The sequence below is a fragment of the Spirosoma knui genome (assembly GCF_054780635.1).
Window position 1 is genome coordinate 462,284 of record NZ_BAAGVY010000002.1, and the last position, 26,371, is coordinate 488,654.

Annotated in this window: 25 protein-coding genes; 10 read left to right on the plus strand and 15 right to left on the minus strand. The window is 51.9% G+C overall.

The genetic code is table 11. The annotated features are described in order from the left end of the window. Positions 1 to 21: 21 nt before the first annotated feature. Positions 22 to 276, minus strand: a complete 255-nt coding sequence (locus ACYVIY_RS06615) for a 30S ribosomal protein THX (RefSeq protein WP_460975510.1) — start codon at positions 274 to 276, stop codon at positions 22 to 24. Between ACYVIY_RS06615 and ACYVIY_RS06620 the strand changes: the two genes are divergently transcribed. Beyond that, positions 262 to 1,641: an ethanolamine ammonia-lyase subunit EutB gene (locus tag ACYVIY_RS06620; protein ID WP_460975511.1), complete on the plus strand. Its 1,380-nt coding sequence runs from the start codon at positions 262 to 264 to the stop codon at positions 1,639 to 1,641. The two genes, ACYVIY_RS06615 and ACYVIY_RS06620, sit on opposite strands and share 15 nt — an antisense overlap. Positions 1,642 to 1,699: 58 nt before the next feature. Here the strand turns inward: ACYVIY_RS06620 and ACYVIY_RS06625 are convergent, their stop codons facing one another. Next, on the minus strand, positions 1,700 to 2,698 hold the full coding sequence (locus ACYVIY_RS06625) for a glycoside hydrolase family 43 protein (RefSeq protein WP_460975512.1): 999 nt from the start codon (positions 2,696 to 2,698) through the stop codon (positions 1,700 to 1,702). A 221-nt stretch (positions 2,699 to 2,919) separates the two neighbouring features. Here ACYVIY_RS06625 and ACYVIY_RS06630 point away from each other — a divergent pair, with 221 nt between their 5' ends. The 3 genes from ACYVIY_RS06630 (at position 2,920) to eutC (ending at position 6,757) form a co-directional block, all read left to right on the plus strand. Further along, positions 2,920 to 5,529 carry a glycosyl hydrolase gene (locus tag ACYVIY_RS06630; protein WP_460975513.1) on the plus strand — a complete coding sequence of 870 codons (2,610 nt, stop codon included), beginning with the start codon at positions 2,920 to 2,922 and terminating at the stop codon, positions 5,527 to 5,529. 77 nt (positions 5,530 to 5,606) lie between these two features. Beyond that, positions 5,607 to 5,936, plus strand: coding sequence for a DUF4377 domain-containing protein (locus ACYVIY_RS06635; RefSeq protein WP_460975514.1), 330 nt, complete (start codon positions 5,607 to 5,609; stop codon positions 5,934 to 5,936). 14 nt (positions 5,937 to 5,950) lie between these two features. Further along, positions 5,951 to 6,757: an ethanolamine ammonia-lyase subunit EutC gene (eutC, locus tag ACYVIY_RS06640; RefSeq protein ID WP_460975515.1), complete on the plus strand. Its 807-nt coding sequence runs from the start codon at positions 5,951 to 5,953 to the stop codon at positions 6,755 to 6,757. On the opposite strand, the gene dprA is transcribed toward eutC, so the two are convergent. Together dprA and ACYVIY_RS06650 are read right to left on the minus strand one after the other, a co-directional pair. Then, a complete protein-coding gene (dprA, locus tag ACYVIY_RS06645; protein WP_460975516.1) occupies positions 6,690 to 7,802 on the minus strand; it encodes a DNA-processing protein DprA in 1,113 nt (370 codons plus the stop codon). The two genes, eutC and dprA, sit on opposite strands and share 68 nt — an antisense overlap. A 229-nt stretch (positions 7,803 to 8,031) precedes the next feature. Further along, positions 8,032 to 8,436 carry a MerR family transcriptional regulator gene (locus tag ACYVIY_RS06650; protein WP_460975517.1) on the minus strand — a complete coding sequence of 135 codons (405 nt, stop codon included), beginning with the start codon at positions 8,434 to 8,436 and terminating at the stop codon, positions 8,032 to 8,034. Between the two features lie 81 nt (positions 8,437 to 8,517). Here ACYVIY_RS06650 and alaS point away from each other — a divergent pair, with 81 nt between their 5' ends. Next, on the plus strand, positions 8,518 to 11,190 hold the full coding sequence (gene alaS, locus ACYVIY_RS06655) for an alanine--tRNA ligase (RefSeq protein WP_460975518.1): 2,673 nt from the start codon (positions 8,518 to 8,520) through the stop codon (positions 11,188 to 11,190). An 83-nt stretch (positions 11,191 to 11,273) separates the two neighbouring features. After that, positions 11,274 to 12,107: a glutamate racemase gene (gene murI / locus ACYVIY_RS06660; RefSeq protein WP_460975519.1), complete on the plus strand. Its 834-nt coding sequence runs from the start codon at positions 11,274 to 11,276 to the stop codon at positions 12,105 to 12,107. Between the two features lie 57 nt (positions 12,108 to 12,164). Here murI and ACYVIY_RS06665 read toward each other — a convergent pair whose 3' ends face one another. Next, on the minus strand, positions 12,165 to 12,836 hold the full coding sequence (locus ACYVIY_RS06665) for a DUF2461 domain-containing protein (RefSeq protein ID WP_460975520.1): 672 nt from the start codon (positions 12,834 to 12,836) through the stop codon (positions 12,165 to 12,167). 162 nt (positions 12,837 to 12,998) lie between these two features. On the opposite strand from ACYVIY_RS06665, the gene ACYVIY_RS06670 reads away from it, so the two are divergent. Further along, the gene (locus tag ACYVIY_RS06670; RefSeq protein ID WP_460975521.1) at positions 12,999 to 14,630 is read left to right on the plus strand and encodes an ABC-F family ATP-binding cassette domain-containing protein; all 1,632 of its coding nucleotides are present in this window, start codon (positions 12,999 to 13,001) and stop codon (positions 14,628 to 14,630) included. Between the two features lie 72 nt (positions 14,631 to 14,702). Here ACYVIY_RS06670 and ACYVIY_RS06675 read toward each other — a convergent pair whose 3' ends face one another. The 3 genes from ACYVIY_RS06675 to pyrE all read right to left on the minus strand — a co-directional run bounded on the left by ACYVIY_RS06675 (position 14,703) and on the right by pyrE (position 16,265). Further along, positions 14,703 to 15,152 carry a (4Fe-4S)-binding protein gene (locus ACYVIY_RS06675; RefSeq protein ID WP_460975522.1) on the minus strand — a complete coding sequence of 150 codons (450 nt, stop codon included), beginning with the start codon at positions 15,150 to 15,152 and terminating at the stop codon, positions 14,703 to 14,705. Between the two features lie 14 nt (positions 15,153 to 15,166). Then, positions 15,167 to 15,562, minus strand: a complete 396-nt coding sequence (locus ACYVIY_RS06680) for an OsmC family protein (RefSeq protein ID WP_460975523.1) — start codon at positions 15,560 to 15,562, stop codon at positions 15,167 to 15,169. Between the two features lie 64 nt (positions 15,563 to 15,626). Next, positions 15,627 to 16,265 (minus strand): orotate phosphoribosyltransferase, encoded by a 639-nt coding sequence (gene pyrE, locus ACYVIY_RS06685; RefSeq protein WP_460975524.1) that lies wholly within the window; start codon positions 16,263 to 16,265, stop codon positions 15,627 to 15,629. 178 nt (positions 16,266 to 16,443) lie between these two features. Here pyrE and ACYVIY_RS06690 point away from each other — a divergent pair, with 178 nt between their 5' ends. Next, complete coding sequence (locus ACYVIY_RS06690) at positions 16,444 to 18,351, plus strand: sensor histidine kinase (protein ID WP_460975525.1); 1,908 nt, start codon at positions 16,444 to 16,446, stop codon at positions 18,349 to 18,351. A 53-nt stretch (positions 18,352 to 18,404) separates the two neighbouring features. Here ACYVIY_RS06690 and ACYVIY_RS06695 read toward each other — a convergent pair whose 3' ends face one another. From ACYVIY_RS06695 to ACYVIY_RS06725, 7 genes are all read right to left on the minus strand, one after another. Further along, positions 18,405 to 19,682: a hemolysin family protein gene (locus ACYVIY_RS06695; protein WP_460975526.1), complete on the minus strand. Its 1,278-nt coding sequence runs from the start codon at positions 19,680 to 19,682 to the stop codon at positions 18,405 to 18,407. A gap of 65 nt (positions 19,683 to 19,747) precedes the next feature. Further along, a complete protein-coding gene (locus ACYVIY_RS06700; RefSeq protein ID WP_460975527.1) occupies positions 19,748 to 19,975 on the minus strand; it encodes a hypothetical protein in 228 nt (75 codons plus the stop codon). 55 nt (positions 19,976 to 20,030) lie between these two features. Next, on the minus strand, positions 20,031 to 22,715 hold the full coding sequence (ccsA, locus tag ACYVIY_RS06705) for a cytochrome c biogenesis protein CcsA (protein WP_460975528.1): 2,685 nt from the start codon (positions 22,713 to 22,715) through the stop codon (positions 20,031 to 20,033). 61 nt (positions 22,716 to 22,776) lie between these two features. Continuing rightward, positions 22,777 to 23,217, minus strand: a complete 441-nt coding sequence (locus tag ACYVIY_RS06710) for a cytochrome c maturation protein CcmE domain-containing protein (protein ID WP_460975529.1) — start codon at positions 23,215 to 23,217, stop codon at positions 22,777 to 22,779. Positions 23,218 to 23,223: 6 nt separating this feature from the next. Further along, positions 23,224 to 23,484 (minus strand): CcmD family protein, encoded by a 261-nt coding sequence (locus ACYVIY_RS06715; RefSeq protein WP_460975530.1) that lies wholly within the window; start codon positions 23,482 to 23,484, stop codon positions 23,224 to 23,226. A 68-nt stretch (positions 23,485 to 23,552) separates the two neighbouring features. Further along, the gene (gene ccsA / locus ACYVIY_RS06720) at positions 23,553 to 24,212 is read right to left on the minus strand and encodes a cytochrome c biogenesis protein CcsA (protein WP_460975531.1); all 660 of its coding nucleotides are present in this window, start codon (positions 24,210 to 24,212) and stop codon (positions 23,553 to 23,555) included. A gap of 87 nt (positions 24,213 to 24,299) precedes the next feature. Then, complete coding sequence (locus ACYVIY_RS06725) at positions 24,300 to 24,974, minus strand: heme exporter protein CcmB (protein WP_460975532.1); 675 nt, start codon at positions 24,972 to 24,974, stop codon at positions 24,300 to 24,302. 111 nt (positions 24,975 to 25,085) lie between these two features. Here ACYVIY_RS06725 and ACYVIY_RS06730 point away from each other — a divergent pair, with 111 nt between their 5' ends. Both ACYVIY_RS06730 and ACYVIY_RS06735 read left to right on the plus strand, forming a co-directional pair. Continuing rightward, complete coding sequence (locus ACYVIY_RS06730; RefSeq protein ID WP_460975533.1) at positions 25,086 to 25,856, plus strand: sulfite exporter TauE/SafE family protein; 771 nt, start codon at positions 25,086 to 25,088, stop codon at positions 25,854 to 25,856. 206 nt (positions 25,857 to 26,062) lie between these two features. Beyond that, positions 26,063 to 26,287 (plus strand): FeoA family protein, encoded by a 225-nt coding sequence (locus ACYVIY_RS06735; RefSeq protein ID WP_460975534.1) that lies wholly within the window; start codon positions 26,063 to 26,065, stop codon positions 26,285 to 26,287. Positions 26,288 to 26,371: the final 84 nt, after the last annotated feature.

A 26,371-nucleotide genomic window follows, 5' to 3' on the forward strand; every position in this document is an offset into this window, starting at 1 on the left:
TCAGGAGGGGTAAAATACCGCTTACTCCGCTGATTTGCTCTCAGCAGGCTTCGGTGCATCTGTGCTAACTTTACTAGGGCGGGTTCTGCCGTACGAACCCCTCGAAATCTTTCCTCTGCGTGATTTTTTATCGCCTTTTCCCATAACTGGTGATTGGTTTAGTTTTGGTGTACGCCTGTAGTACCCGAAAATCAGTCGATTTGTTTGGTAACTCAATAAATCTGCGGTTCCTGTATCTTTACTGACCGCAACCGTGTCCGTATGCCCTACCGTCATACCATCCGTCAGACAACGTATTATTTTGAAGACCTGAAAACGCTTTTGGCGCGAGCGTCACCACTGCGTTCGGGCGATCAACTGGCGGGAGTCGCGGCACAATTTGCGGAAGAGCGGGTAGCGGCTCAGATGGCCCTGGCTGACCTGCCTCTGACGACGTTTCTGAACGAAGCGGTCGTGCCCTACGAACAGGATGAAGTGACGCGGCTGAGCATTGATGCGCACAACCCGCAGGCATTCAGGTTAATACGTCACCTGACGGTAGGCGATTTTCGGAATTATCTGCTTTCCGATCAAACCGATACGCAAACGCTTCGGGCGCTGGCTCCTGGATTACTGCCCGAAATGGTGGCGGCTGTTTCAAAACTGATGCGTAATCAGGATTTGATTACCGTAGCCGCCAAATGTGAGGTCGTTACCAAATTTCGGAACACAATCGGGTTACGGGGACGCCTGTCGACGCGCCTGCAACCGAACCACCCCACCGACGACGCCCGCGGTATTGCTGCCAGTTTGCTGGATGGACTGCTCTACGGATCGGGCGATGCGGTTATTGGCATCAACCCGGCCACCGACCACGTGCAGACAACTGTCCGACTGCTGACGATGATGGACAGCATTCGGGAGCGGTTCGCTATTCCGACGCAGTCGTGTGTGCTGAGTCATATAACCACTACGTTGCGGGCTATTGAGCTGGGTGCTCCCGTCGATCTGGCGTTTCAGAGCATTGGCGGTACCGAAGCGGTCAATACGTCGTTCGGTATAAACCTGGCGCTGCTGCGGGAGGGGCTGGAGGCCACTCGTTCCCTAAATCGAGGTATGGTGGGTAACAACGTAATGTATTTCGAAACCGGGCAGGGAAGTGCGTTATCCGCCAATGCGCATCAGGGCATGGACCAGCAAACGGCCGAAGCTCGTGCTTACGCGGTGGCGCGGGCGTATGAACCGCTGCTGGTCAACTCGGTGGTTGGGTTCATTGGTCCCGAATACCTCTACAACGGCAAACAGATTATCCGGGCGGGTTTAGAAGATCACTTCTGCGGTAAATTGCTGGGGCTGCCGATGGGCGTCGACATTTGTTATACCAATCATGCCGAGGCTGATCAGGACGATATGGATACGTTGCTAACCTTGCTTGGTGCGGCTGGCGTTACGTTCATCATGGGTATTCCAGGAGCCGATGATGTGATGCTGCATTACCAAAGCACCAGTTTTCACGACGCCTTGTATATCCGTAATCTGCTCGACCGGCGTCCTGCTCCTGAATTTGAGCAATGGCTTGTAGCGATGGGGCTATTCAACGAGCAAGGACAACTGATGCCTGTAACTGCCCGGCACCACCTTATCCAGAGTATCAATACGTAACGTTTTTTTATAAAAGCAGACGCGCAGTCCTGAAATGTCTGGACTGCGCGTCTGCTTTTTACTTGATACGTCGCGCTTCAACGCCTTCTACGGTAATCTTAACCGGCTTGATGAGCCCTTTTTCGTCGAAGTACATCCGGTCGATGCAGGTTTCGCGGTGGTTACCATCGGTTTCAGTAAGGGGACGGCGGTGATACACGATGTACCATTCATCGGTACCCGGAATCTGAATAACCGAGTGGTGACCGGCGCCGGTAGCAACCGTTGGATCCTGCTGCAAAATCTTGCCCACGCGCTCAAACGGCCCAAACGGCGACGTACCGACAGCATACGCCACCGAGTAGTTTGGGCCTGTCCATCCGCCTTCCGACCACATAAAGTAATACTTCCCGTTGCGGATAAACATGATCGGACCCTCTACGTAGTTTTTGGGCGTAATCTCGCGGAACGTAGTGCCATCGGCAAACGGAACCACGCCGGTAAAATCATCCTTGAGCCGCGCAATGTTGCAATGACCCCATCCGCCGTAAATCAAATAATACTGCCCATCCTTGTCTTTGAACACGAACTGGTCAATGGGCTGAGCGCCGTTGTGAATCTCGCCGATCAGTGGCTTGCCCAGGTAATCGCGGAAAGGGCCTGCTGGATTATCGGCTACCGATACGCCAATGCCGCCCACTTCTTTCTTGGGATCGTGAATGTCGTTGGCACCAAAGAAGAGAAAATATTGGCCGCCTTTTTCAATAATGGCCGGAGCCCACATGGCTCGTTTTGCCCATTTGACGGCGGTTGAGTCTAGAATACGCGGGTGCTTGGTCCAGGTTTTGAGATCGGTCGACGAAAATGCGTCGAAAAATACCTGCTGATTATAAGGAGCCGAATAGGTCGGATAAATCCAATACTGCTTCCCAAAGATCACACCCTCAGGGTCAGCGTACCAGCCGGGGAAAACCGGGTTGCCGGCTGATTTTGACGGGGCCGAAGTCGCGGTTTTAGATTGAGCAAAGGAAGGTAATGTACACAGAAGTAAGGCAAATAAATGGAGCGTACGTAGCATGGTCAGCATAAAAGGTTGAGAGCGCCGAAGTTAATAGTATTGGTTGAGATGGTAATGCTGTTTAGCCCAAATTGAGTAGTGAGTGCCAATTGATGGGGCCAGTGAAGTAGGAGCGTAGCAGGCTTACTTCGGCAATCCTGGGATAAGTTAGTCGAGAGTAGGCAGATGATGACTAGAACAGGAAAACAAAGCCTTGTTTGCCTTTTAAGAAAAAACCTGCCATGAAGATTCAGATTCGATTATACAGTATTGTTGCGCTGCTGCTTGCGGCCTTTACGCTACAGGCTCAGCCCGCCCGTGTGGCAAAACTAAACACGAGCCGTCCTTGGACGTATTGGTGGTGGATGGGGAGCGCCGTTAACGAAGCCGACGTAACGAACCAGCTTAGCCAGTTTGCCAAAGCGGGCCTGGGCGGGGTACACATCATTCCGATTTACGGGGTGAAAGGATACGAACATGCGTTTATTCCGTTCCTGAGCGAACGATGGCTTGCCGTGTTTGCGCATACGGTTAACGAAGCCAATCGGTTGGGCCTGGGTGTCGACGTAACGACCGGTACCGGCTGGCCATTTGGTGGCCCGAACGTATCGGGTGATATGGCCGCGAAACAGTGGAAGGTTGAAAATGGCCAGCTGACGTCGGTACCGACCAAACAACAGGTGAAACGGGCCGCGCCGGGTGGGGCAGGTTTAGTGCTCGACTATTTCGACAGCACAGCGGTTCGCCGGTATCTGCAACGCTTCGACTCGACGCTGACGCGCTTACCCCAGAAGCCGAGGGCGGTATACAATGATTCGTATGAAGTGTATGGCGCCAACTGGACCGATCGATTTACTGCTGAATTTAAGAAACGACGGGGCTACGATCTGAACAGTCAGCTAACAGCTTTTCTGGATAGTACCGGCAATGAAGACGGCGTTCGAGTGCGACAGGATTACCACCAGACCCTCGCGGAACTGCTGCGGGACGGGTTTACCGCTACCTGGACGAACTGGGCGCGAACAAAGGGCTACCAGACGCGTAATCAGGCGCATGGTTCGCCGGGCAATCTCCTGGATTTATACGCCTTGACGGATATTCCAGAGACAGAGTCGTTCGGCAGCAGCCGCTTTCCGATTCCGGGCCTGCGCGTCGACAAAAATTATGAAGTCGACCGGTTTGGAACGCCCCATCCGCTGGCCATGAAATTTGCTTCGTCGGCCGCGCACCTGACGGGCAAAACGCTGGTGAGTTCAGAAACGGGCACCTGGCTGGCCGATCATTTCAACGTAGCGCTGTCGCAGATAAAACCCCAGATCGACGAGCTGTTTACGGCCGGAATTAACCATGTATTTTACCACGGTACCACGTATTCACCCCAGGCCGAAGCGTATCCCGGCTGGCTCTTCTATGCGTCCACGAACTACGGCCCATCGTCGCATCTGTGGCCGCATTTACCTCTACTCAATCAATACGTCGAACGCTGCCAGCGACTGCTGCAACAAAGCAAGCCGGACAACGATGTGCTGGTTTACTTCCCCATTCATGATTTATGGGCCAAACCCGCAAAATCGGCTGGGGGCGTACACATGCTTGAAGTGCACCATGCCGAGCGGTGGCTGCTGCCGTTGCCGTTCGGGCGGTTAGGCGAGCAGTTGCAACAGCGTGGTTTTTCGTTCGATTACGTATCGGATGAGTTGATGAACCGGCTTACCGTAGGTCAGAATGGATCAGTACGTGCCGATGGCGCTACGTACCGGGTCATTGTGGTGCCAGCCGTTACGTATATTCCGGAGACGACGCTACAGAAGCTGCTGACGTTTGCCCGCCAGGGCGTTCGGATCGTGTTCGAAGGCACTGTGCCGAAACAGGCTGCGGGTTTTTATAATTGGCAGCAGCGTACTGCGAATATAGCGTCGTTAGGAAAGGCGTTGAGTCAGCAAAAATCAGTTTTGGTAACGGCGGACGTAGTCGATGCGCTGGAACGGGCGGGTGCCCGGCGGGAGCCAATGGCCGAAGCAGGTTTATCATTCGTGCGAAAGAAGACACCTGCGGGCGAAACGCAGTATTTTATCACGAACCTAAGCGACCGCTTTCGGGCTGGTTGGGTAAACTTGGCCACTACCGCAAATACGGCTTTCCTGAATGATCCGCTTACCGATGACCAGCATCGATCGGTGCCGATGCGGAAAGGCGCTCAGGCAAACACGGCAGTCTATCTGCGCCTACCACCCGGCAAATCGTGTTTTGTGACGCTCTCTCATTCAGGTCAAGGTCAGAACAATCGTGCTCAAATCGCCGGTGCGTCTAGACGGACAGATCAGTCGACGCCTAAACCATTACTGGACGTAACGGGGACCTGGCAGGTGCAGTTCTTGCGTGGCCGCCCAGCACTAACTGGTACTATGACCCTGCCAAAACTGGTTTCGTGGACAACGGCGGGTGGAGCTGATTCGTCTGATTCGGCGGCTTATTTTTCGGGTACAGCCCGGTATACTACTACGTTTGATGTACCCGCCACTACAGACGTAACGAAACCGTATCGGCTTGAGTTGGGGGATGTGCGCGAAGTAGCCGATGTGCAGTTGAATGGGCAGCCATTGGGTACAGTCTGGTGCCTGCCTTTCGAGTTGACGATTGCAGCCGGGCGATTGAAGCCGGGGACGAATCAACTGGTAATTGACGTGACCAATCTGTCGGCAAACTATATGCGACTTTATGACCGACAGCATCCTGAATGGAAGAAGTTTTACGATATCAATATTGTTGATATTCGCTACCGCCCGTTCGATGCTGCTCAATGGGAGCCTGTGCCGTCGGGCTTATTGGGTCCAGTACGTTTACTACCTTAACATAACGGCTTGCAACCAATCGTAGCCAAGTTGGGTCATTCAGGTGTATGTTTACTACGTTGCTACTAAATCAGAGAATGAATCGTCTACTCGTCTTATTCGCCATTGGGTTTTTAACCGTATTGTCAGCCTGCGACAAAAGCACGGTTAAGCCAGAAGTGCTTACGCTACAAATTGCCGACCAATACAAAGATTGCATGGGAGTAGGGCCCCGGAAGTGTATGCAGGTCAAAATCAATGACTCGACCGACTGGCAGCTGTTTTACGATCCCATTCGGGGCTTTACGTACGAAGAAGGTTACGAGTACAGACTGGTGGTGAAACGCGAACACGTAGCAAATCCACCCGCCGACGGCTCATCCAATCGCTATACATTGATTGAGCTAGTGGATAAGATCAAAAAATAAGTTATCCTGCCGGTATGACACACGTTGATCCCTGGGCTTTTCTTCGAGACCATACTGCTGCCCGAATCGCGCAGGGACGTGCCGGACACAGCCTCCCTACGAAGGCCTTGCTGGCGTTTCAGCTCGATCATGCCCGGGCGCGTGATGCTGTATATTCGCAACTTGACTCAGACCGGCTGGTTGCCCAGTTCAACACGATCCGGCCTCAGACTCAGCAGCTGCATAGTCAGGCCATGGATCGCCAGACGTACCTCCAGCGCCCTGATCTGGGCCGCCTGCTCGACGATTCGTCCCGGTTGTTTCTACAGGCAATTCGTTTTTCCGAGCGCAGCCCAGTCTACACGGTTTCCATTGTTGTGGCTGATGGATTGTCAGCCATGGCCGTCAATGAACACGTCGTGGCCGTTGTAACAAAGCTAGTCAGACAGATCGGGCAACTCGGCTGGACGCTGGCCCCGATCTGCCTGGTTCAGCAGGCGCGCGTAGCCATCGGCGACGAGATTGCCCACGCGCTGGGAGCTGAACTGGTTGTTGTCCTGATTGGCGAACGGCCGGGGTTATCGTCGCCCGACAGTCTGGGTGCTTATCTAACCTACCAGCCCCAGCCGGGCTTGACCGACGAGTCAAGAAACTGCGTATCGAACATCCGGCCCGACGGGTTACCGGGCGATCTGGCCGTTGACAAATTGATCTACCTGCTCACCGAAATGAAGACCCGGCGCTTGTCGGGCGTGGACCTGAAAGACGAAATGCCTACACATATACTACCGAGTACTTCTTCCCCGGCAACGAGCGCACAAACCCCTGAAATTCCAGATTGAGCAGCAGCGACGCCAACCGTCCCATCGGAATCTGCGACTGCCAGCTCAGGTCGTCAATGTGCAGATCGGCGACCTGACGTAACAGCGAGACAATCTGACTTTCTTCTTCGGTAATGTTCACGGGTAAGGCAGGCGGAATCGCTTTGCTTGAAATGACGTTCGTCGGCTGATCCCAGTTGAGGGCTTCGATCAAATCTTTAGGGCTGGTGTAAATCTGCGCTTTGTTCTCCCGAATCAGCTTGTTGCAGCCCGCCGAAAACGCCTGAGTAAGCTGGCCGGGAACGGCGAACACATCCCGATGGTAATTATTAGCGTATTCGGCCGTAATTAAAGCGCCACCTTTAGCGGCTGCTTCAACCACGATAACGGCATCACTTAAGCCCGCAATGATTCGATTTCGAGCCGGAAATAAGTGCGCATCGGGTTTTGTGCCGGGTGGGCTTTCGGTGAGTAAACCGCCCGTAACGAGCATGTCCTGCGCCGTTTTCTGGTGCACATTCGGATAGATAATGTCCAGCCCACTCGCCATCACGCCAATCGTGGGCAGACTATTGACTAAACTGGCTCGGTGAGCAGCAATGTCAATGCCGTAGGCCAATCCACTAATCACGCTGACCCCGAACGGGGCTAACGCTTCAACCAACTCGGCAGTCATTCGACGGCCATAATCCGTTGCTTGCCGCGTGCCAACCAAACTTACGGTACGTAGCGCATTGAGGTCGCCTGATCCCTGAAAATACAGTAAAGCAGGTGAATCGTAAAGCGATTTGAGCCGGGACGGATAGGCTTTATCGGTATAAAAAAGGGCCGTAGCACCCATTTTAGCTAATCGATTCATGATCTGCTCCGCCTGAACCTGTACATCGGGTTTCAGAATGGATCGGGCGGTAACGTCGCCAATGCCGGGTACTTTGAGCAGGCGCGCCAATGGCGAACGAAAGACGTCGGTAGCCGAGCCGCAGTAACTGATTAACTGGCGAATAAGAATGCTACCAACGCCGGGAACAAGGGTTAAAGCAATTTGATGGTGTTTGTCGGTGGACACGAAACGTAATGATTAGCGGTGGGTAAGTACAGCCTGAAAGAGGCTCGTGCAAGCTTACTGATTTCTGGCTGGAAAACCCAAGCTCCCGCCGTCGGATCAGGCTAACAAATTGCTTTTAACCTGTTTTAATGAATCCGGTAGATCTTAACCGGCCTTCTGATCGCTTTTATGAAAGCCTTATAATGTAGTCCAGGCTAACGTCTGAATAGTGTACGTGCAGATATTGGCGTTACGAATTGTCTAAATGGTCCAGGTTGTCGCGCATCTGTTTCAAAAAAGCTTTTAACTCTAAGAGTTTGGCAGTTAATCGGGCGCTTTCACGTCGGCTGGTGTCGCGCTTCTTCAGGTACTCACGCGCGCCGGGCAAGGTGTAGCCTTTTTCGTTGATCAGCTCGAAAATTTCTTTCAGTTGATCGATGTCGGACTGGGTGTAAACCCGATCGCCAGAACGGTTCTTTTTGGGCTGGAGCGTCGGAAATTCCTTTTCGTAAAAGCGCAGCTTGGAGGCATTGATCTTAAACATCTCTGCCACCTCCTTAATCCCATAGTATAGCTTGCCCGCACCGTCCATATGACAAACTTGCCAATCTGCCTGAATAAACGCAAGTTTTGGCGTAATTTTGCACAGTATCAAGAGTTAATGGATTTTGATTAGTGTACACGCCGAAGCAGAATGACACTAATTAGTATTCATATGTGAGTAGAGCTTAAACTTATGACTTCCCACGAAATACGTCGGCATTTTCTCGACTTCTTCCGCTCCAAAGATCACCTGATTGTTGCATCGGCCCCGCTGGTCGCCAAAAACGACCCCACGCTGATGTTCAATAACTCGGGTATGGCGCAGTTTAAAGACTTCTTTTTAGGCAACGGAAATCCGCCTTCCCGGCGCGTAGCTGATACGCAAAAATGCTTGCGCGTTTCCGGTAAGCATAACGACCTCGAAGATGTCGGTTTCGATACGTATCACCACACTATGTTCGAGATGCTCGGCAATTGGTCGTTCGGTGATTACTTCAAAAAAGAAGCCATCGCCTGGGCGTGGGAATTGCTAACGGAGGTCTATAAACTACCGAAAGACCGGCTCTACGTATCGGTGTTTCAGGGCGACGAAAAAGACAACGTCCCCTTTGATCAGGAAGCGTTCGATCTCTGGAAACCTATTGTTGGCGAAGACCGGATTATTTACGGCAACAAGAAAGATAATTTCTGGGAAATGGGCGATACGGGGCCGTGTGGTCCCTGCTCCGAAATCCACGTCGACTTGCGCTCGGCCGAAGAGGTAGCCGAAAAGTCCGGTAAGGAATTAGTCAATGCCGATCACCCGCTGGTTGTCGAAATCTGGAACCTGGTGTTCATGCAGTTTAACCGCAAGGCCGACGGATCGCTGGAGCCGCTGCCAGCCCGTCACGTCGATACGGGCATGGGCTTCGAGCGCTTATGCATGGCCATTCAGCAGAAGCGGTCAAACTACGATACGGACGTCTTTTCGGGTACGATCAACGTCATCGAAGAGCTGTCAGGAGTTCAGTATAAGGGCACGATGGAGAAATCGGACGTAGCGATGCGCGTGATTGCCGACCATATTCGGGCCGTGTCGTTTGCGATTGCCGATGGGCTGGTGCCGAGCAATGCCAAGGCGGGTTACGTAATCCGTCGGATTCTGCGTCGGGCTATTCGCTACGGCTATTCGTACCTGAACCTGACCGAGCCGTTTATGACCAAGCTCGTGCCAACGCTGGCCATGCAGTTTGCCGATGTCTTCCCCGAACTGAATATTCAGCGCGATTTCGTGGCAACGGTCATTCGGGAAGAAGAAATCGCTTTCCTTCGGACGTTGGGTACTGGTTTGGGCCGTCTGGACCAGATCATTAGCCAACTGACCACCGAAGGCAAGTCGGAAATCCCTGGCGAAACCGTTTTTGAACTAAACGATACGTTCGGATTTCCCGCCGATTTGACAGCCCTGATCGCTCGCGAAAAAGGGCTGAGCATCGACGAGGAAGGTTTCCAGAAGGCGTTACAGGAGCAGAAAGCCCGCTCGCGGAAGGACGCTCAATCGTCGGCGGGTGACTGGATCGATCTGGCTGAACTAGATGATAAAGTTCAGTTCGTCGGTTACGACCAGCCCGAAGCGTATGCCCAGATTGTGAAATATCGCAAGATTCAGAACAAGCAGGGAACGCAGGTTCAGGTCGTCCTCGACAAAACGCCGTTCTATGCCGAATCCGGCGGACAAATTGGCGATACGGGTACGCTTGAACTATTCCGCAACGGTGAGGCTGGTTCTGAGCAGATCGCTACGTTGACGGTGCTCGATACCAAGAAAGAAAACGACCTGGTCATTCACATTGTCCAGAACGTGGAGGGCATTGACGATCTGCTGACGGAAGCCGATTCGGTTTATGCGGTGATCAATACGGCCCGTCGTGGCCTAACCAGCAGCAACCACTCCGCTACGCACCTGTTGCATTCCGCCCTGCGCGATGTGCTGGGGACGCACGTAGCACAAAAAGGTTCTTATGTTGGTCCCGACGCGTTGCGGTTCGACTTTTCGCACTTCAGCAAGGTGACAGACGAGCAATTAGCGGAAGTGGAACGGATTGTGAACGAGAAAATCCGCGAAGACATTAAGCTCGATGAGAAACGTAACGTACCGATCGAACAGGCGAAGCAAATGGGTGCTACCGCGTTGTTCGGCGAGAAGTACGGCGATTTCGTTCGGGTGATCACCTTCGATCCAAACTATTCTGTTGAGCTATGCGGTGGTACACACGTACCGGCTACGGGCCATATTGGTCTGTTCAAGTTCACCGGCGAAGGTTCCGTATCAACGGGCGTTCGGCGGGTAGAGGCTAAAACTTCGGCTGGGGCTGAGCAACTGATCAACGAGCAGATGGCCGTCATGAGCGAACTCAAAGAGTTGCTTAAAGCTCCGAAAGACGTAGTGAAAGCGGTTCAGACGCTGCTCGAAGAACGTAGCGCCCTACAGAAGCAGGTCGAAGCCTTACAAAACGAAAAAGTACAGCAACTCAAGAACCAGTTGCTGGAGAAGGTTGTCGCCGTGAATGGGCACAGCGTTCTCGTTGAGAAAGTAAGCGTCCCGAACGCTGATGCCCTCAAGCAACTGGCCTACGATCTCAAAGCCAAGGTTGACAACCTCGCTGTTGTACTCGGAGCCGACATCAACGGCAAGCCCCAACTGGCGGTTATGCTGCCCGATACGTTGATCCAATCCAAGAATCTGAACGCGGGTCAGGTCGTGAAAGAACTGGCTAAAAACATCAAAGGTGGCGGTGGTGGCCAACCGTTTTTTGCCACAGCTGGTGGCTCCGATTCCAGCGGCCTCGATGCTGCCTTGGAACAGGGGAAAGCGCTGCTGGGATAATTGTTAGTCATTATTAGTCATGGACGGTCATTCGTTGTAGAACAATGACCATCCATGATTAGTAATGACCACTAGCGACTTTTATGACTCAACCCATTGGCGTATTCGATTCGGGCTATGGCGGCTTAACCATACTGCGCGAAATCGTTCGGAAACTGCCTCAGTACGACTACGTATACCTGGGCGATAATGCCCGTACGCCCTACGGTACGCGCTCTTTCGACACGGTGTACCACTATACACTGGAATGCGTTCGACATCTTTTCGATCAGGGGTGTAAGCTGGTCATTCTGGCCTGCAACACAGCTTCGGCCAAGGCGTTACGTAACATCCAGCAGCTTGATCTGCCCAAACTCGCTCTCGAACGCCCGGACCGCCCAGTTCGGGTATTAGGTGTTATTCGGCCCACCACCGAAGTAATCGGTAGTTATTCGAAAACGGGTAATGTGGGCATTCTGGCGACGCGTGGTACCGTTACGTCAGAGTCTTACCGGGTTGAGATCGAGAAGTTCTTTCCCGGAGTGGAGGTATATCAGGAAGCCTGCCCGATGTGGGTCCCACTGGTTGAAAACGGCGAATACGCCAGTGCTGGAGCCGATTATTTTGTCAAGCAGCACATTGACCGATTGCTGGCGCAGTCAAGTCAGATTGATACGTTGCTGCTCGCCTGCACGCATTATCCGTTGCTGCTGGACAAGATCCGGCAATACACCCCGGTCAACGCAACGATAGTCAGCCAGGGCGGTATTGTCGCTGACCGTTTGGCTGACTACCTGCACCGGCACCCCGAGATCGAAATGCAATGCAGCAAGCATGGCCAGCGGGCTTTTCTGACGACTGATTCTACCGACGATTTCGACCGACAAGCTGCCATCTTCTACGGAGAACCCGTTCAATCGAAGCATCTGGCACTATAATACGTATTGCATTTTCCCTGGCGGGTCACTGCGACGGTGGTTCGCTAAGGGAGGCCATTATCGCTCCACAACGGCCCGATTGAGATAAGCTACTAACGGCTGCAAACCCGCAAACGCACTCAGTACCTGTTTGGTAAAGGTTGGTTTCGTCAGTGCGGAGTCAGGGAGCTTATGCGAAGCCGTAAAGCTCTTCAACTTCAAATATTCAACGGCAGGATTATCAGCCGTATACCCTTTGGGTGGCCGTTGTAAGGCTTCGTCGCGGTTTAATCCGGCGAAGTGACTCGTGAAAGAGGGCGCTTTTAGCAGGGACTCAAATTCTTCCAGATTGTAATCAATCTCCTGGCGAACCGTAGCCAGCACCGTCGGGTCGGGCATGTACAAGCCACCCGCAACAAAACAGTTACCGGGCTGGATATTCACGTAATACCCGGCTGATTCCAGTTTCTTGCCACCTTTGTTGAACCAGGCACCAAAATTGGTCTTGTAGGGCGATTTGTCAGTTGAAAATCGGACGTCGCGGTTGATGCGGAAGAGGCAGCTTTTAGCCTGTAAAGGCGTTTCGGCAATGTCTGGGTCCAGTGCGCCCAAGCCTTCAATCAGCTTAGCTACAAATTGAACAAAATCAACTCTGGCGGCTTCGTAAGCCTTTCTGTTCTCATCGAACCAGGCTTTGCTGTTGTTCGCTTTTAGGTCGGTCAGGAACGATAGGGTGGTCGGTTGCAGCATGGGTAGCGATACGCTTAAGCTTGGCTGGCAAAGCTATTCATTTTAAGGCAGAGTACGATAACCGTTTGCCCGTTGGGTCGGGGTGCGTAAACGGCCATAATTCCCTTTTCCCGCCAAAAGTTCGTACCTTTGTCTTTCAATCTGAACGGGAAATAACGCGCCATGATCACGGTACAAAACGTCTCGCTCCGCTATGGAAAGCGGGTGCTGTTCGACGACGTCAACATAAAATTTACTTCCGGCAACTGCTATGGTGTCATTGGTGCCAACGGAGCCGGAAAATCAACATTTCTTAAAATACTATCGGGTGAAATTGAGCCGCAAACCGGTTCGGTAAGCATTTCGCCCGGTGAACGCATGTCAGTACTGAAGCAGAACCAGTCGGCCTACGACGAGTATCCGGTGCTGCAAACGGTGATTATGGGCAACCAGCGCCTGTACGACATCATGCAGGAAAAAGACGAGCTGTACGCCAAGGCTGATTTCACGGATGCAGACGGCGAGCGGGCGGCTGAACTGGAAGCTGAATTTGCCGAAATGAACGGCTGGGACGCTGAATCTGATGCTGCGTCGTTATTGTCGGGCCTGGGTATCAAAGAAGACATTCACTACAGCCTGATGTCGGACCTCAACGGGTCGGAAAAAGTACGGGTGCTGCTGGCACAGGCGTTGTTTGGAAATCCGGACATTCTGCTGCTTGACGAGCCGACCAACAACCTGGATGTAGAGTCGAGTATTTGGCTGGAGAACTTCCTGGCCAATTTCAACAATACCGTCATTGTGGTATCCCACGACCGTCACTTCCTCGACCAGGTCTGTACGCAGATTGTCGACATTGATTTTGCCAAGGTTAAGTTATTTACCGGAAACTACTCCTTCTGGTATGAATCAAGCCAGTTAGCCTTAAAACAACGGCAGGATCAGAACAAAAAGACGGAAGACAAACGGAAAGAACTGGAAGAATTCATTCGCCGGTTCTCGGCAAACGCGTCGAAGTCGAAGCAGGCGACCAGCCGCGCTAAGCTGCTCGAAAAATTAACGATTGAGGATATTCAGCCGTCGTCGCGGAAGTACCCGTACGTGAACTTTAAGCCGGAACGTGAACCCGGCGATCAGATCCTGACGGTCGAAAACCTTACGTACACGGCGGAGGATGGCACCAAGCTGTTCGAGAACATGTCGTTCACGGTGAATCGGCAGGATAAAATTTTCATGTACAGCCGGGATGGCCTGGCCGTATCTGCCCTGATGGATATTCTGTCAGGCGAGCGGAAAGCGGATTCGGGTACGTTCCGCTGGGGCGTTACCATTACGATGTCGTATTTTCCAAACGATACCGAGAAAGAGAAATACTTCCAGACCGATCTGAACCTGGTCGACTGGCTGCGGCAGTATTCAGTGGAAAAAGATGAGAGTTTTATTCGCGGTTTTCTGGGCCGAATGCTTTTTTCGGGCGAAGAATCGCTGAAAAAAGCGACCGTGCTGAGTGGGGGCGAAAAGGTGCGGTGTATGCTGTCGAAAATGATGCTGTCGGGGGCCAACGTCCTCATGCTCGACGAGCCGACCAACCACCTCGACCTCGAATCGATTGAATCCCTTAACAACGGTCTGATCGATTTCAAAGGCCCAGTTCTGTTCACTTCGCATGACCACCAGTTTGCGCAGACCGTGGCCAATCGCATCATCGAAATTACGCCAGCGGGTATTCTTGATAAACTAATGACCTACGACGAATACATCTCCGACGACCGGGTAAAAGCCCAGCGCGAGGAGCTGTACGAGGCCGTGGCGTAAGCTCGTTACCTATAATTGAAAAAGGCAACCTCATTCGGGGTTGCCTTTTGTTTATCTACAGCAGGTGACGTATCAGCCCTGAAAGCCTATCCGCAAGTGTGAGCCATCGCAATAGGGCTTATTATTGCTAGCCCCACAACGACAAAAGGCGGTGACTTTGTGCTTAGGCGTTTCGTGTCCATTTGTATCTTTTACGACTATATTGCCGTACACCAGGAGCGGTCCATTAGGGACGGTTTCTACCAGGCTTTCCGCCCGCACATCTTCCGCCTTTATATGGTCGACATTCCGAACGTAGCTTAAGGCTTTCGACGGACAGCGCTCCACTTGCTCAGCAATGCGTTCGCTTGTGGCACCACGCATGTTGACCCATGGTCTGGCTCTGGGGTTGAATACTTCGATCAGCTGCGTCCAGCATAATTTAGAATGAATGCAAACGCTGGGCTTCCATAGAACAGTGATCTCTCCATTGGTATACGTTTTTGTGATGTTTTCTTCGGAGTCGTGTTCAGCCGTATTCATAGTCGTGCGGTTAGTTATGGAACTAAGGTAGTCTCAAAGTCAATGGGCTCCTGTAAAGTTCGATGAATAGGACATCGGTCGGCCATCTCCAGCAAACGAGCCCGCTGGTCGGCATCCAAATCACCCGTCAAAACCAATTGCAGGCTGAACAGCGATCGTTTGGTAACGGGATCATGGGTGTAGTTGACGTGCGCCACTACCGCATCGAGCGGCCAGCCTTTGCGGTCGGCATACATACGTAACGTAATGACCGTACAGGAAGCCAGCGCCCCCGCCAGTAACTCACCTGGCCGCATACCACGGTCCTGACCGCCCACTTCCGGCGGTTCATCGACAACAATCACCTGCGATCCGGTGGTGAGGTGGGTTTCGTACGGAGTACGTTCAATACGGGCAGAGATTGTGGCCATTAAGCAAACGTTAGGTTAAGTTTTTACGAGTTCGATGCTGTACGCACCGACCAGAGGCAGCGTGTTATTTACCCCATTCGCCGGGGTTCTGCCGCCAGGTTGACAACGAAGCCATTGCCTCAGCCGGGATGTAGTCGAGGGTCTGCGCTTCGGTGAGCAGGGCATCGTAGTTGCTTAAGCAAACCAGTGGTACGTTCTTATTGGCGAAGTTTTGGTCAGCCAGCGGAAAGCCATAGGTGAAAATAGCGGCCATCCCCAGCACTTCAGCGCCCGCTGCCCGCAGGGCGTCCACAACTTTCAGAGAGCTACCGCCGGTCGAAATCAGATCTTCGATAACCACTACGCGTGCACCCGCTTCGAGCTGGCCTTCAATTTGTTTACCCATGCCATGAGCTTTGGGCTCGGGCCGAACGTAACAGTAGGGGAGACCTAATACGTCGGCGACCAAAACTCCCTGTGGAATGCCCGCTGTGGCAACGCCCGCAATAACAGTGGCTTCTGGAAATTGCTGCCGGATCGCATCCGCCAACGCATTCTTAATAAAGGTACGTACGTCTGGGTGAGCGAGGGTGACCCGGTTGTCGCAGTAGATAGGGGATTTCCAGCCCGAACTCCAGGTGAACGGCGAGTCAGGTTGTAGTCGTACAGCCTGCACCGCTAACAGATGCCGGGCTACGGCTTGTTGAATGGCTAATGAGTCCACAGATTAACAAATAATGACACCCTCAAAAGTAAGCAAACCTGGTAATTGTTCTTTAGTGTTTAGGCGATAAGTCCGTTTAATAAAAACAGTTGCCAACTCTTGTTCCTGAATGCGGAGGATTGGTAACACCCAGTATCTTAGACGGATTGACCGCATTTCCTTCCTCACTTCTCACGTAATGATGCCGAACCCACCGACTCAACCGCCTGATCTCTTGCTGCAAAGTGTGTTGCAAAACTCGATGGATGGCATCCTGCTATGCCAGGCAATTCGTGATGAACAGGAGCGAATTGTGGACTTCAGCGTTGTTTGGTGCAACGACCGGGCCGTAGCCATAACGGGTCGGTCACGCGAGCAGATGCTAAATCAGACTATGCTTACTGTAGACCCCGATGGACATAGTAGTGGCATTTTTTCGAAATACGCTCAGGTGGTTAAAACAGGACTGCCGATGCACATCGAGCACTATTTTAGAGGAGGAAACATCTGGATGGCGCAGTCGCTGGCCAGGTTTGGTGATGGTGTACTGGCTTCGTGGTCTGATATAACGAGTTTAAAGGAAGCTGAAAAAGCCCGTCAAGAGGAAACCGAGCTTTTGCAGGCAATTCTGGACAATACACAGACGGGCATAGCGGTGATGCATTCGGTTCGTGACCAGGCCGGAGAGATCGTTGATTTTCAGTTTACGCACATAAATGTTGATGCAGAGCGGATTACACAACGGTTGAAAGGTGAGCTGATTGGGCAGTATTATTCGCTTATCTGGCCCGAAGCGAAAACAAATGGCGTACTCGATTGGCATATTGCGGTCGCCCAAACCGGTAAACCGGCGAAAATAAACGGGGTAAATATTTCGGTTGATGGTTACGACGGTTGGTACAATATCCGGATCCGGCCGTTCCACGATGGAGTGATCACTACGTTTGTAGACGTAACGGCGTTAAAACAGGCTGAGCTGGATAACCAGAAGCAGACCGATCTATTACGCTCGGTTTTAGACAGTTCATCGAACGCGATCATTGCATTCAAGGCCGTTCGGGATGCGCAGACCAATCAGATAATCGATTTTCGATACGTTGCGCAGAACGAAGCCAACCGTCGAAACCCAGTCCGGACGGACGAAGAGGTGATTGGTCATACCATGCTCGAATTTTTTCCGAACGTAGTGCCTACCGGTTTGTTTGACCGTTACGTGCAGGTAGTCGACACGGGTGAACCAGTCCGTTTTGAGCAGGAATACAATTATGACCAGTTAAGTGGCTGGTATGAGCTATCGGTCGTGAAATGGGACGATGGCATTGTGCTGACCCTAGTCGACATTACGGCCAGTAAAGGCTACCAACAACAGATTGAACAGGCGAACCGTGAGCTGCTGCACGTTAATGATAACCTGCGTCAGTTTGCGTATGTAGCCAGCCATGATTTGCAGGAGCCGCTACGGAAAATTACGTCCTTTGGTGATATGCTCCGGGAACAGTTTGCTCCTCAGTTGGGCGAAACCGGAAAGGACATCGTCAACCGTATGCAACTCGCCACGGAGCGAATGTCGGTGCTGATCAAAGACGTGCTGGCGTATTCACGCATTACAACCCACCGAGAGCCTTTTCAGCCCGTTTCGCTCAACGATATTCTCCTTCAGGTCGAGAACGAATACCAGAGAGAATTTCAGGAAAGTAATTTAAGCCTGCACGTAGATAAACTGCCCACAGTTCAGGGCGATCGGTCGCAGTTGTATAAGCTGTTCAGCAATCTGTTGGCCAACTCGCTTAAATTTCGCCTGTCAGACCGGCCTTGTGCGGTTCAAATCACTTGTAAAACCATATCTGGTACCGAGGGGCCGGCTGGGTTGAAACCCGGTGTTACGTACTACGAAATCAGCGTAACAGATAATGGGATTGGTTTCGAGAACAAACACGCGGAGCGCATTTTTCAGGTTTTTCAACGGCTCCATACCCGGCAGCGCTACGAAGGCACGGGCGTAGGTCTGGCCATTTGCAAGCGGGTTGTAGAGAATCATTATGGACTGATCACGGCGGAAAGCGAGTTGAACGAAGGCGCTACGTTCCGGGTGTACCTCCCCCAATAAAAGCCTGTTACCAGACGAGTCGGTAGGCGACCTACGAAGAAAGTCAGGTTTCTTTACTCTTTATTTAACCGAACTTTCACCGTATCGATCCGGGTGCCATCCATCGACACGATGGTGAAGGAGAACGGCGCGTAATCGATAACGTCGCCTACCTTGGGCAGGTCTTCGTTGGTGGCCAGAATCAAGCCACCCAGCGTATCATAATCGCCTTCGGGTATACTCCAGCCGTATTTCTCGTTGAGGTCGTCAATTTCGTGCCGGGCACTGAGGAGCCAGTTTGTGTCGTCAAGCTGCCGCTCAACCCAGTCTTCGTTCGTGTCGTACTCGTCCTGAATTTCACCGAATATCTGCTCAACCATATCTTCCACGCTCACAATACCGGCGGTACCTCCAAATTCGTCAACGACCAGGGCCAGGCTTTTGCGCTCCGTCAGGAAGCGTAGTAATAGATCCTGCGCGGGCATGGTCTCCGGGACGGTGATAATGGGCGTATTTATTTCGGCAACCGTAGCTGGCTTCTTAAACAGAGACAACGCGTGGCAATAGCCGATTACATCATCAATTGTGTTCCGATAAACGATAATCTTGGAGTGACCACTGTCCTGAAAAGCCTGCCGTAGTTCTTCAACGCTATCCTCTACATCAATGGCTGTAATCTCCGTGCGGGGCACCAGACAGTCGCGCACCCGAACATCCCGGAATTCAATGGCATTGGTGAAAATTCGGGTGTCTACTTCTACGTCTTCTGCCGTGTCCGACTTCTGATTCAACTGTTGCAGGTAGTGGTTCAGATCCGTCAAACCGAATACCGGCTTTATTTCGGGGTTCCGATTACCCATCACGAAGCGGATGAAAAAACGGGCGGTGCCTACCAAAATTCGAACGATGGGAGCAATGGCTTTGAAAATAACCCAGATCGGAATCGCCAACCACTCCAGAAACCGGTCAGGATGAATAAGCGCCAGACTTTTTGGGAGATAGTCGGCTATGGGTAAAAAAACAACCGTAAGAATCAGCGTCTCCAGCCCAACGAGCAGTAATGGACTGTTGTACGCATCCGGAATGACCTGCATTAGCACCGGGTTCAGGAACGTAACGCCTAGAACCGCATAGATAACCAGAAACAAAGTGTTACCGGTTAATGTGGTTCCAACAAATAGAATCGGATTCTTCAGAAACCCCGATACCAGTTTCTCCCCCAAGGGCCCTTGCTTGCTGTGCAGTTCAAAATAGATGCGGTTTACGGAGACGTAGGCCATCTCGACGGCCGAAAAAAAACCGGCCAGAACGAGGGCTAAAAAGGCACCAAAAAGCAAGACGTAGGATTCCATGAATGGTGGTTGAACAGAACAGAAAGCGGCTGACACCTACCAGGTCAGCCGCTTTCTGTGCATTACTATTTTTTCTTCTTCTTGCGGTCAGCGGCCATTTGCTTAATGGTTGGCGACACCGCTTTTTCTCGTTCCAGCCGCCGGTTCTTAACGTACTGAAATGCCAGCAGCGAGGCTAAACACAGCATCAACAGCCAGTAACTATCTGCAAAATCGGTCCGCTGGTACTCCGCAATCCAGATGATCAGGAAGCCAGCGGCAACGGCTAGCAGAAGAATTTCAGAAAGCTTCATAAAATAGACTTAATCGTGTTCCGCCGACTCAATGGAATCAGCAGCTCAGTACTGACTAGGCCAGTTGTTTGTCCCGCATCTTACTAAACTCGCGGTAGCGCCGAATGGTTGAGATGGCAAAGCCCAGCATCACGACCAACGTACCAATCCAAAGTACGTTGATCAGCGGTTTCTCGTACGCTTTCATCACGATGTAATCTCGTTGCGTCCGGTTAACGGCAAACACGAACTGGCCCGTTTGTGGGTTGATTTCGTTGAGTTGAAGCCGGATGCCCAACTCGTCGCTGGTATCAGCCCGGCGCCCCACCATCCGATCTTTGATGATAAACACCGGGTTAAGAACCTGCTCGCCGTTCTTGCTGAGTACCCGCACCTGCGCTTTTACGGCCGCATCATTCGGCCCAAGTTGCGTACCATCAACTTCATTCGTTCGGATAACGTCATCCAGAATGGCTACGTAATCATTCAGGAAGAACGTGTCTTTGATGGCTACAGAATACGTCTCGGTTTTCTCCCACTTCTTCTCTTCCGATGGGTCTGGCGCAGTAGCGATGTACGTATAGATGTCACGCTGGATCGAGTGGCGGCTATCGGGCGACAATACGACACCCATCCGCTTGTTCACCTGGATACGGGGATAGAGCGTAAAGACCTGACCATTCGGCTCACGGTATTCAACGGCGTAGTGGACGTTCTCGGGGTACAGTCCCAGCGTATCGCCTTTTTTGTAATACACCTTACCGTTTTGTTCAATATCACGCTGGGCAATGCCGTGGAAATCACCTTCAATTACCGATACGTCGTTGCGTGACACGTAACCCGGCACACCCCGCACCTCCATTCGCTGGCCCCGGTATGTAACCTGGTAGTTGTCCATCCGTTCGGGCTGGTTGAGCCAGAGCAGAACGTTCTCTTTATTCTCTTTATTACCGTCTTTGGTGAAATCATCCGAGTTAGAAATCATCAGCCCACTCGTATTGAGCGAGATCACCCGCGAATACCCCGACGAGTACAGAATACCAATGAGCATCAGCGCCATGCCGATGTGCGCGATGGCTCCCCCCGACAAGCGGTAATTGCCCCGGATGATGCCGAGCAGGATGGTACCGTTAGCGACCAGCGCAAACACCGATGCCACCAGCAGCGCCATATACACCGGATTGCTCATCGAATTGTAGGCAATCAGGCCAGCGCTAATCAGCAACGTAATGATACCGGGCGTAATGAGTGCATCCCACTTTTTGTTGTCGATTTTCCGCCACCACATGAACTGACCAATGCCCGTCAGCACCGCAATGATCACGAAAAACCAAACCTGAAACTTGTTGTAGTGCGCAATCTGGTTGGCCGGAAGCGCCAGGTTAGATACTTTTCCGAACAGTTCCAGCACTTTGTTATAGACCGGAATGGACGTAGTGGCAACGACCTGAAACGCAGCCAGACACAATACCGTTGCGCCTATGAATAGCCAGAACTCTTTCGTATATACCGACGCTTCCTGCTCATCGCTCGGGATGTGCTTCCATTTGCGGATCGCCAGCAACGTAGCTAGCACTACAAAAACGAGCAGATACACCAGCAACTGCCCCGACAAGCCAAGGTCAGTAAATGAGTGAACCGAAGCATTGCCCAGAATACCGCTCCGGGTCAGGAAGGTCGAATACAGGATGAGCAAAAACTGAGTGATGGTCAGAATAACGGCGGTCTTCAACCCGGTTGAACTGCGCTTGGCAATCAACATCGTGTGCAGAGCACCAACCATAACCAGCCACGGTACGTACACCGCGTTTTCGACGGGGTCCCAGTTCCAGTACCCGCCGAAGTTAAGCGTTTCGTAGGCCCAGTACCCGCCCATCATAATACCGATGCCCAGAATCATGGCTCCGAAAAGCGTCCAGGGTAAGGCAGGACGAATCCAGGCCAGCGGCTGATTCCGCCATAGACCGGCAATGCAGAACGCAAACGGAACTAACGTGAGGGCAAAGCCGAGGAACAGGGTAGGCGGGTGAATCACCATCCAGTAGTTCTGAAGCAAGGGGTTAAGCCCGTTTCCGTCTTTGGGAACAAAATTCGGATCGGCCGTAAAGATCGGCGCATCGGGCATAGCTTCGCTCAGCAGCAGGAAAGGCGAGGAGCCCAGCTTGAACGTATCACCAAAGACAACCCCCAGAATCATTGACGCCAGAAAGGCCTGCACCAGGGCAAAAACGGCCATCATCGGAGCTTCCCACTGCCGACCATTGGTACGAATCAGGATAACGCCTAATAAGGCATTCCAGAAGAGCCAGAGCAGGAACGACCCTTCCTGACCTTCCCAAAAACAGGAGATCATGTACTGCACCGGTAAAGCACGCGACGAGTGACTCCAGGCGTAATGATACTCGAAGTAGTGATTGTAAATGATGTAGAACAACGAAGCGACCACGCCAGCGATAGCGGCCCCATGGATGTAGAACGCCCAGCGAGCCAGCTTACGCCAGTCGTCGACGTCAGTCAGGGTATTGTTCGTGTCTGTTTTTTTGGGGCCAGCCGTTCGTTTAGCCGTCTTGCCGCCGAACGATGCACCATTCGGGTTTTCCTCGCCCGCATAGGCAAGTTGAGGTTCTTCAACGACGATTGCCTGGCCGACGTAACGTCGGCCTAGGGCTGATATGAAATACGCCACCGTCGCTACTAATGCCGTAACGAACGACAGAATAACGAAGAAGTGACCAAGTTGTCCTACTGTGGTATGTATCATAAATTAAAAAGAGTGAAAGAATGAATGAGTGAATGAGCAATTCATCCACTGCTTCGCTCTTTTATAACTTGGCGGTTTTTGCTTCGTGTTCAGTGGTTTCAAGCTTGCCATCCTGGTATTTTGATGGACACTTAAGCAGAATTTTGTTGCACTGGAAGTGATCGCCCTGCATGGCACCGATCACGACAATCTGCTCCGACCGATCAAAATCCTGCGGCTTGGGACTGTTGTACACGACTTTCTGTGACCGGTTGTCATTATCGACCAGGGTAAATTCAAAATGGTTGGGGTCGATCTGTGGGTTATAAAGCATATCGACAATCTGACCCTGCTCGTTTTTCTTGACCTTTCCTACTACGTGAATCAGTTTATCGTCACCGTCCTGGGCGAGTTCCGACGCCTGTTTGAACGTAACATACGAGCTGGCGTCGCCCGCCGTGGCGACGATGATGCCGATAGCGAGTGCGATAACGATGATGCCGAAAATATGAGAGAGTTTCATAGGCGTTTATAATCGAACAGAACTGGTAGTATTCTTTTGGTTAACCTCTTTTTCCAGCTTACCAATCTGACGGTCGAGCCGGATCAGATAGACAATGATGCCCGCAAACACCGCGGCAATAACCGCTACCACAACCCAGATTTTACCATCCGCCCGCAGTTGGTCGGCCATTTCAACGCCGTCGCTGACCGGTTGTTGCGCCAACACCTGCTGGCTAAAGAGAAGTAGTGCCGCTAAGAGGGCTTTTATGGAGGAGGGGAGTCGCATGGACGTCTAAATAGATGTAAAAATAACGTAAAATTGACTTGAATCATTCCCGGTTCAGAACCGGAATCTTACTCGTCTAAAACCGCTTTTATCCGACGTAACCGTACGCGCAGTTGAGTAATCCAGACGCCCAGCAGGATAAAACCAATTATTGCTGGATAGAACACCATCCGCATGTGGTTATCCATGTCATATTTGCCAAAGGCTGGGTTGCCGCCATTGCCGGGGTGTAAGGAGTCAGTCAGGCGCGGAACGATGAAAATCAGGGGCACGAAAACGGCAAATGCAAAGATATTGTAGACCGCCGAGATGCGGGCTCTGCGTTGCTCATCATCGAACGAACCGCGTAGGATGAGGTATGCAAAGTACATGAGCATCCCCACGGCTACGCTGTTGAGTTTCGGATCGTTGGGCCAGGGCTCGCCCCAGGTGAAGTTTGCCCAAAGCGACCCCGTGGCACAGCCGAGAAGGCCATACAGAATCGCCGTGTTCGCAAACTCAACGGCCACCAGATCATCGTCAAAACGACCGTTACGTAGGTAACGAATTGAATATACCGCTGAGGTGAGCAGCAAGGCAATCATCCCGAACCAAAGCGGAACGTGAAAATAGACGTTCCGGATGCTTTCGTTCAGGATAGGCTGGCGCGGTACGACACCCAGCAACCCCTGAAGCACTACGTATGTGAGAATTACGACCGCGAGGGCCTTCCACCAGTTGATTTTCATGGTTTAAATAGTTTTGTTGTTCATCTGTTCGATTGTTTTTATGGTGGTAAAGTCTAATCGCCAACCAATCAAATAGACAAACAATAATTAGCTCCGCCACAAAAACGGAAACAAGAGCCACGACAGCGTCACGACAATCGCGTCGATAGCCAGCACAATTCCAATCTCGTCCCAGCTCGTACTCCGATCCAGGCCATCCAGCGCGTTCTTCGAAATCTTCAATAACATCAGCAAGAGCGGCAGAATAATTGGGAAGCTCAGGACTGCCATCAACGTCGCCGGATTTTCGGCTTTACTGGCAATGCCCGACACCAGCGTGAGCGAAGCTGCAAAGCCAATAGCGCCCAGTATCAACGTCACCAGGTAAAGCCCAACATCTTCCACCGGATTACCCAGCACAAACGCATACACGCTAAATCCTAACAACGCCAGCACCAGCATCAGTGCGGTATTGTACAGGATTTTCGACAAAATAATTTGCTGCGGACTCGTGAGCGTATAGTAATACAACTGACGCCCAGCCCGTTCCTGCACAAAGCTTTTTGCAATGGCGTTGATCGCCGTAAACAACAAAATAATCCAAAATAACGTGTTCCAGACAATCGGCGTGAGCTGACCCCGCCGGGCGTTGAAACTCAAATAACAGACGAACACAGCGCCGACGATATACAGCAGCATTCCATTCAGCGCGTAGCGTTGCCGCCATTCGAGGAGGAATTCTTTACGCATCAATGCGCTCAATTGCCGTACCGATTCTGCCATGCTTCGTCTTCTAATTCTGCAAATTTACAGCGCAATGCCGATGGTAAAAAGAAAAGTCTGCTATTTGCGCATTCAGTTAGGGCCTTTGCCGGGAAAAGGCCGTTTACTTGCATGACGTATTCTGTTATTCTCCTCTGTGCATTCGCGTTTGTTGCCGGTTTTATTGATGCGATTATTGGTGGGGGCGGCCTGATTCAGACGCCCGCCATGCTCTTTACGTTGCCGCAGTATCCGGTTCCTACCCTGATCGGCACCACGAAGATTCCGTCGCTGGCGGGTAGCCTAATGGGCGCTTTTCAGTACGGTCGGCGGGTAGCGGTAGCGGGGCGCTTTATTGGCCCAATGATGGGGATTGCGTTCGGTGCTTCCTGGCTCGGGTCGTGGACGCTGACGCGTGTACCGAACAGTTTTATGAAACCACTAGCCCTGGCCATCCTGATCGCCGTGTTCGTGTATACTCTGGCAAAAAAGGATTTTGGTCAAGTGACCCACCGGGTTGTAACGGCTCAACAGCAGCGTGTCCGAATGTGGGCAATGGGAGCCGCCATTGGTTTTTACGACGGTTTTTTTGGACCGGGAACCGGTAGCTTTCTGGTATTGGGGTTTATCGCCCTGATTGGGTTCGACTTTCTGAAAGCGAGTGCCCACGCCAAACTAGTCAACGCAGCAACCAATCTGGCCAGTGTTCTTTTCTTCGCCAAGCAAGGCGTTATTCTGTATACAGTGGCTTTGCCAATGGCCATTGCTAATTTATCCGGTTCATTTCTGGGCGCCCGATTAGCGATACTGAAAGGTAACCGGTTTATCCGGGTGTTCTTTTTACTGGTCATTACGGCAACCATCTTACGTTTCGGCTGGGATTTGGGGAAGCTGTATTTCTAGGCATCCCCGGATCAACGGGCTGACAGATACGTTTTAACGTATTGTGCAGAATATCCTCGAGGCTTTACTGACGGTCTGCTTTGCTGATACATGGATGCTCCGTCTTTTTTAGGGCAGCCCTTGCATCGACAAACTTTCCGTTGTAATCTTGCGTTAATTAAACTGAATCTAAATAAGGCGACCGTGTCACTACGGTAATCCAGATCATGAGTAAACGCAGTGTAGCTGACCTGAAAATTGGAGAACGAGCGATCATTCAATCGTTCAATGATCAATTACTGTCGCTCAAGCTACTCGAAATGGGGTGTTTACCGGGTGCAGAAGTATGCCTGCAAAGCAAAGCTCCGCTGGGTGATCCGATCTGTCTGAATGTATCAGGCTACTGCCTGGCGATGCGTAGGTCTGAAGCGGCTACCATATTAGTTGATTAGGTGGCGCTGCATCAGGCCGTGCGGTCGCAGTGCGTAGGGTCGCCGAAGACCGAAGGGCTCCGTACCCCGCTGTAAACCGAATAC